Genomic DNA, 5,636 nt, shown 5'->3' with positions numbered 1-5,636 from the left:
TGACGATGCTCGCCTTGGCGCTTTTGCTCAAGGATTGAGGCACATGGTGCCCCTAAAGGCGCAGCCTACAACTCGGGGTCGGTCGGGAGGTGAAGTTCCTGCGCCAAGAACGCCTCGAAGGCATCAAGATTGACCGGCTCGAACTGGCCAAAGGATTGCATCCAGACGGAGGCTGCGCGCAGCGCGTCGGGCTCGAGCTTGCACCATTTCACCCGGCCCCGCTTTTCTTGGCTGATGAGGCCTGCGGCGGCCAAGATCGCCAGATGCTTGGAGATCGCGGCCAATGACATCGCAAACGGTTCGGCCACATCGGTGACGGCCATGTCATCTTCCAACAACATGCGCAGGATCTCGCGCCGGGTTGGGTCGGCGAGGGCGGCGAAAACAATGTCGAGCGCGCTGGTCATGCGCTGAGCTAGACCGGCTTGGCCCAGATCGTCAACCAATCGGTTGAATATGCGCCTTTGGTGCAAATGGCCCCTTTGACCCGATCCGTGGCCCGATACCGATTTGCCGCATCCGAGAATAATATCATTATTTCAGATACATAACGCGAATTCTCTGCGATGCGGCGCGCGTTGACTCTGGGCTGTTGGCGACATAGTTTCCGCGCAACTTCCGAAAGGGGGGTGAGTGCCATGGCTGACCCAAGCGAAGATGCGCGTCTGAGAGCGCTCGAAGCACGGATCGCCGCCGCTAAGAAAGCACAGGCACCCAAACCCCATATGGAGGAGCATTATTCGCAGGCGCATCTTGCGTGGCGGATGGTGATCGAGCTGGTGGCCGGCATGGGCATCGGCTTCGGGATTGGATACGGGCTGGACTGGCTCTTGGGCACTGGCCCTTGGTTGATGGTCTTGTTCATGCTGTTGGGGTTTGTCGCGGGGGTCAAAACCATGATCCGGTCGGCGCGCGAACTTCAGCGAAAGGCCGAAGCAGAGGCCGACAGACAGACACAGGTCGCAGGCGCGGCCGATGCGAACGAGAAGGATTAAGGTCGTGGCGAGCGAAAGCACCAACACCACCGGGACACAATCCAAGGGCAATGGGCGCGTGATCGCCTATGGCTTGATCGCGCTTGCGGTCGTGTTGTTCGGTTTGGCCTATGCCGATGGTTACGGCAAGCTGGCCATCGCGCCGATGGACCAGTTCAAGGTCAAGCCGCTGTTTGGTGGTGATACTATCGCTTGGTACACGCCGACCAACGTGACCTTTTGGCTGGGCATGTCGATCTTGTCGATCTTCGCGCTGATGGTGATGGGCACGCGCGGACGCGCTGTTGTCCCCTCGCGCGGGCAGTCGATGGCGGAATTGTCCTACGGTTTTGTGCGCAAGATGGTCGAGGATGTGGCAGGCAAGGATGCGCTGCCTTACTTCCCCTTCATTTTTACCGCGTTTCTTTTCATCCTGTCAGCCAATTTCCTTGGCCTGATCCCGTCGAGCTTCACGACCACCTCGCACATCGCGGTCACTGCGATCCTTGCGATGGGCGTGTTCTTTACAGTGACGGTTTTGGGTTTCGTCAAGAGTGGCTTTGGCTTTTTAAGCTTATTTTGGGTCGCCTCCGCGCCCTTGGCTTTGCGGCCCGTCCTCGCAATCATCGAATTGATATCGTATTTTGTGCGCCCTGTTAGCCACTCAATCCGGCTTGCCGGGAACCTTATGGCTGGTCACGCCGTGCTAAAGGTGTTCGCTGGGTTCGCAGGGGCGATGGGTTTAGCAGGCATCGCGCCGATCCTCGGCGTGGTGGCGATCTACGGTCTCGAGGTGTTGGTTTCGGCGATCCAAGCCTACGTCTTTACCATCCTCACATGTGTCTATCTCAAGGACGCATTACATCCGCATCACTGACGGTGGGCAATACGTCCACCCTAAACCAGAACTTCCAACCTAAGGAGAAATGACAATGGAAGGCGATATCGCACAAATGGGTCAGTTCGTCGGTGCCGGACTTGCCGCCATCGGTTCCGGCGCCGCCGCTATCGGGGTGGGCCATGTTGCCGGCAACTTCCTAGCCGGCGCGCTGCGCAATCCCTCGGCTGCGGCCGGTCAGACCGCGACTCTGTTCATCGGGATCGCATTTGCGGAAGCGCTGGGCATTTTCGCCTTCCTCGTTGCGCTGCTGCTGATGTTTGCCGTCTGAACCAGCACCTTCACGAGACCACCATTACGTCCGGGGCGCGTGTCATGTGATGCGTGCCCCGATGTAGACCCGGTTCTAGGAGGATGACTTATATGGCCGAGAACGTCACAAATGATTCTGTTAGTGTCGCCCATGCCTCTGGGCCTGGTATGCCGCAGCTCGATTTTGCGACCTTCCCCAACCAGATCTTCTGGCTGGTTATTGCTTTGGTCGCGATCTACTTCATCTTGAGCCGGATCGCGCTGCCCCGGATTGCGGCCGTTCTGGCCGAACGGCAGGGGGCGCTGACCAATGATTTAGCCGCCGCCGAAGAGCTGAAGCAGCGCGCGGTCGCGGCTGAGGCTGCCTATCAAAAAGCGCTGGCAGATGCCCGCAGCGAGGCGTCGAAAATCGCTGATGAAACACGCGCGGCCATTCAGGCCGATCTCGGCAAAGCCATCGCGCGCGCCGACGATGAGATTGCGGCCAAAACCGCCGAGAGTGAAGCGCGGATTACAGAAATTCGTGCAGGCGCGTTGCGCAGTATCGAAGACGTTGCGGCCGATGTGGCAGGTGACATTGTTTCGGCTGTGGCACCGGGCCAAAAGGTCGATGCAAAGGCGCTGGCCGCCGCTGTCGCTGCACGGGTCAAGGGGTAAGACGATGAAGCATCTGCTCGCCATCATGATGAGTGTGGCCCCCGCCATGGCGCTGGCCGCCGAAGGCAAGCCCAAGGGGCTGCTCAACCCCTCGCTCGGCAATTCCGATTTCGTGGTCTTGATCGGCTTTGTGCTGTTCTTGGCGATCTTGTTCTATTTCAACGTGCCCGCGATGCTGATGGGCATGCTCGACAAGCGCGCCGAGGGGATCAAGGCCGAGCTCGACGAGGCCCGCGCGCTGCGCGAAGAGGCACAGTCGATTTTGGCCAATTACGAGCGTCAAAGCCGCGAAGTCGCCGATCAGGCCGAGCGGATCATCGCTCAAGCCAAGGCCGATGCAGAGGCCGCCGCCGTTGAGGCCCGCGCAGCGCTTGAGCGCTCCATTGCGCGCCGTGTCAAATCTGCCGAGGATCAGATCCAAAGCGCCGAGGATAAGGCCGTGCGCTCGGTCCGTGACCGTGCGGTTGAGGTTGCGATTGCGGCTGCTGCTGAGACCATCGCCCAGCAGATGGCAGCGGCGGATGCCAACAAGATGATCGACAACGCCATCGGCGAAGTTGAGCGCCGCCTGCACTAACCCAAAGGCGCAATTGATTTGAAAAACCCCGGATCAGCGATCCGGGGTTTTTTCGTTCAGCCAAAGCGCGCTTGCCATGTGGGTTTGACATCGCCCGGCGCTGTGCTTGCCGCATAGACGCCACGCGCAATCGCGCGGGATAGGCAAAGTGCGGCCATATGGCCAAGCATCAGGGGCGTTTGCACCGGATCGGCCAAGGCCCGTGTGCCGGTTGCGGCGGCAAAGACCAGATCGCCGTCCATCGGCGTATGGCTGGGCCAGATCGCGCGCGCCATGCCGTCATGGGCGGCGATTGCCATGCGGGTGGCCTGTGCTTGGGTCAGCGCGGCGTCGGTGGCGACGATGGCGATGGTGGTGTTGCGGCTGTCGCCGCCTTTGATCGCTGGCACAGCGCGGGGATCAAAGCTGGTGGCGGGGCCAAGCCCGCCGAATTCTGCGCCCATCTCGTAGGGTACGGCCCAGAAGGCTGGCCCATCGCCCACGGTCACGCGCCCCAGCGCGTTGACCGCGACAAGCGCGCCGACGGTATAGCCACTCCATGTGGCGGAGGCCGAGCCCAAGCCGCCCTTGAGGTCCGCGATGAGCGCGCCGGTGCCAGCGCCGACCGATCCAAGGGCGAAATCCGCCCCGGCATCGGCCAATGCCTGCGCGCCCAGACGTTTATAGGGGTTCTCGGCCCAAGCCTTGTCGCCGCCATTGATCAGGTCAAAGAGGATCGCACCCGGCACGATGGGCACGGTCTGATCGCCCACTCGGAACCCGCGCCCCTGCGCGCGCAGCGCGTCGGCCACGCCCGAGGCGGCATCAAGCCCAAAGGCCGAGCCGCCCGAGAGCACGAATGCATCGGCCTCCTGTACCAGTTTGTCAGGGGCGAGCAGGTCGGTTTCCCGCGTGCCCGGTGCGCCGCCCATGACATGGACGGCGGCGATAAATGGCTTATCGCCCAGCAGCACAGTCGCGCCTGTCTTGATGGTGGCGTCGCTTGCGTGGCCGACGCGCAGCCCCGCGACATCGGTGATGAGGTTCCTTGGCCCGGGCTGGATCATGGCGTGCCTTTGTCGGGGATAAGATGCGGGATGCGCCCACGCCAAAGCCCAAGGCGGGGTAGGGTGGCGGTATCGGCCAATGGGCAATCAAGCCCCGGATATGCGGCAGGCAGGATCACGATGAGCGTGTTCCAAGCCCCGCCTGCGGTCGCGATCTCATCGGATGTCTCGGCGTCGAACCGCGCGCGAAGCCGGGTTGTGGGGCGCTCGCGGATCACCTCGACATGGTCTAGGTCAAGATCGGGGCAATGGGTGAGCAGATAGGCGAAAGCCGCAGGCTGGCCCGCGAAATTGCCCGCATGCACCACGATATCGCAAGGCAGGTCATGGCGGGTGAAGCCCGTCATATGCAGCGGCCCCCATCAACCTCCAGCGCCACCCCGGTGATCATCGAAGCTGCATCGGAACACAAGAAGGCCGCCGCCTCGCCCATGTCTTGCGGGGTGGAAAAGCGCCCAAGCGGGATGGTGGACAGGAACTTGGCCCGCATCTCGGGCGTATCCTCGCCCATGAAACTGGCCAGAAGCGGCGTCTCGCCCGCTACGGGGCAAAGCGCGTTGACGCGCACACCTGCGGGGGCAAGCTCGACCGCCATGGTCTTGGTCGCGGTGATCATCCAGCCCTTGGAGGCATTATACCAGTTGAGGCGCGGCCGTGGGCTGAGCCCGGCGGTGGATGCGATGTTGAGGATGGCACCCGTGCGCGCCGCCTTCATCCCCGGCACGATCTCGCGCGCGGTGAGGTAGACGGATTTGGCGTTGACGGCGAGGACGCGGTCAAACTCTTCCTCTGTCACATCTTCCATGGCTTTCGGCAGATGGGTGATGCCGGCATTATTGACCAAGATGTCGATCCGCCCCCACGCGTCGCGCGCGGCCTTGGCCATGGCGGCGACAGAGGCCCCATTGGCGACATCGACGGTGCAAGCGATGCCACCGATCTCATCGGCGATGGCAAGTGCTGCTGCGGCGTTGATGTCGGCCACCATCACAGTGGCCCCTTCGCGCGCGAAAATCCGCGCGATGCCCGCGCCAAAGCCCGAGCCCGCGCCGGTCACGATGGCGGTTTTCCCTTCAAGTCGCATCTGTTGGTTCCTCTCTCAAGCGGTCCAAGGCATGGCGCAGATCATCGGGGATCGCCACGGCGCGCCGCGCCGCGAGGTCGAAAAAGACCGAGACATTCTCGGCTTGAAACACGGTCGCCCCGTCGCTCAGGCGGATCATGCGATGGGC

General features: G+C 62.2%; 9 protein-coding genes. 5 read left to right on the top strand and 4 right to left on the bottom strand.

The window, feature by feature from the left end; all coding sequences use genetic code 11:
* Nucleotides 1-65: 65 nt before the first annotated feature.
* The gene (locus KG698_RS14475; RefSeq protein WP_213686262.1) at nt 66-407 is read right to left on the bottom strand and encodes a helix-turn-helix transcriptional regulator; all 342 of its coding nucleotides are present in this window, start codon (nt 405-407) and stop codon (nt 66-68) included.
* Nucleotides 408-638: 231 nt separating this feature from the next.
* Between KG698_RS14475 and KG698_RS14470 the strand changes: the two genes are divergently transcribed.
* From KG698_RS14470 to KG698_RS14450, 5 genes are all read left to right on the top strand, one after another.
* Entirely contained in the window at nt 639-995 is a 357-nt protein-coding gene (locus KG698_RS14470) for an AtpZ/AtpI family protein (RefSeq protein WP_213686261.1), read from the top strand.
* A 103-nt stretch (nt 996-1,098) separates the two neighbouring features.
* Nucleotides 1,099-1,851, top strand: a complete 753-nt coding sequence (locus KG698_RS14465) for a F0F1 ATP synthase subunit A (RefSeq protein ID WP_300984150.1) — start codon at nt 1,099-1,101, stop codon at nt 1,849-1,851.
* Nucleotides 1,852-1,906: 55 nt separating this feature from the next.
* Nucleotides 1,907-2,143, top strand: coding sequence for a F0F1 ATP synthase subunit C (locus KG698_RS14460; protein WP_213686259.1), 237 nt, complete (start codon nt 1,907-1,909; stop codon nt 2,141-2,143).
* 92 nt (nt 2,144-2,235) lie between these two features.
* Nucleotides 2,236-2,781: a F0F1 ATP synthase subunit B' gene (locus KG698_RS14455; protein WP_213686258.1), complete on the top strand. Its 546-nt coding sequence runs from the start codon at nt 2,236-2,238 to the stop codon at nt 2,779-2,781.
* Nucleotides 2,782-2,785: 4 nt separating this feature from the next.
* Nucleotides 2,786-3,358 carry an ATP F0F1 synthase subunit B gene (locus KG698_RS14450; protein WP_213686257.1) on the top strand — a complete coding sequence of 191 codons (573 nt, stop codon included), beginning with the start codon at nt 2,786-2,788 and terminating at the stop codon, nt 3,356-3,358.
* A 56-nt stretch (nt 3,359-3,414) separates the two neighbouring features.
* Here KG698_RS14450 and KG698_RS14445 read toward each other — a convergent pair whose 3' ends face one another.
* From KG698_RS14445 to KG698_RS14435, 3 genes are read right to left on the bottom strand one after another with little or no spacing between them, the layout of a single operon-like run.
* The gene (locus tag KG698_RS14445) at nt 3,415-4,401 is read right to left on the bottom strand and encodes a P1 family peptidase (protein ID WP_367114125.1); all 987 of its coding nucleotides are present in this window, start codon (nt 4,399-4,401) and stop codon (nt 3,415-3,417) included.
* Nucleotides 4,401-4,751: a hypothetical protein gene (locus KG698_RS14440; RefSeq protein ID WP_213686255.1), complete on the bottom strand. Its 351-nt coding sequence runs from the start codon at nt 4,749-4,751 to the stop codon at nt 4,401-4,403. Before KG698_RS14440 ends, KG698_RS14445 begins: the two co-directional genes overlap by 1 nt.
* Nucleotides 4,748-5,488, bottom strand: coding sequence for a glucose 1-dehydrogenase (locus KG698_RS14435; RefSeq protein ID WP_213686254.1), 741 nt, complete (start codon nt 5,486-5,488; stop codon nt 4,748-4,750). Before KG698_RS14435 ends, KG698_RS14440 begins: the two co-directional genes overlap by 4 nt.
* Nucleotides 5,489-5,636 lie beyond the last annotated feature (148 nt).

This window comes from Roseicyclus sp., from assembly GCF_018402035.1.
GTDB lineage: Bacteria > Pseudomonadota > Alphaproteobacteria > Rhodobacterales > Rhodobacteraceae > Roseicyclus.
This window is presented reverse-complemented; position numbering and strand designations above follow the sequence as displayed.

What these genes read in the sequence shown, in the direction of transcription:
- KG698_RS14475 (WP_213686262.1), bottom strand. Translation starts at nt 407, where the DNA reads ATGACCAGCGCGCTCGACATTGTTTTCGCCGCCCTCGCCGACCCAACC.
- KG698_RS14470 (WP_213686261.1), top strand. Translation starts at nt 639, where the DNA reads ATGGCTGACCCAAGCGAAGATGCGCGTCTGAGAGCGCTCGAAGCACGG.
- KG698_RS14460 (WP_213686259.1), top strand. Translation starts at nt 1,907, where the DNA reads ATGGAAGGCGATATCGCACAAATGGGTCAGTTCGTCGGTGCCGGACTT.
- KG698_RS14455 (WP_213686258.1), top strand. Translation starts at nt 2,236, where the DNA reads ATGGCCGAGAACGTCACAAATGATTCTGTTAGTGTCGCCCATGCCTCT.
- KG698_RS14450 (WP_213686257.1), top strand. Translation starts at nt 2,786, where the DNA reads ATGAAGCATCTGCTCGCCATCATGATGAGTGTGGCCCCCGCCATGGCG.
- KG698_RS14440 (WP_213686255.1), bottom strand. Translation starts at nt 4,751, where the DNA reads ATGACGGGCTTCACCCGCCATGACCTGCCTTGCGATATCGTGGTGCAT.
- KG698_RS14435 (WP_213686254.1), bottom strand. Translation starts at nt 5,488, where the DNA reads ATGCGACTTGAAGGGAAAACCGCCATCGTGACCGGCGCGGGCTCGGGC.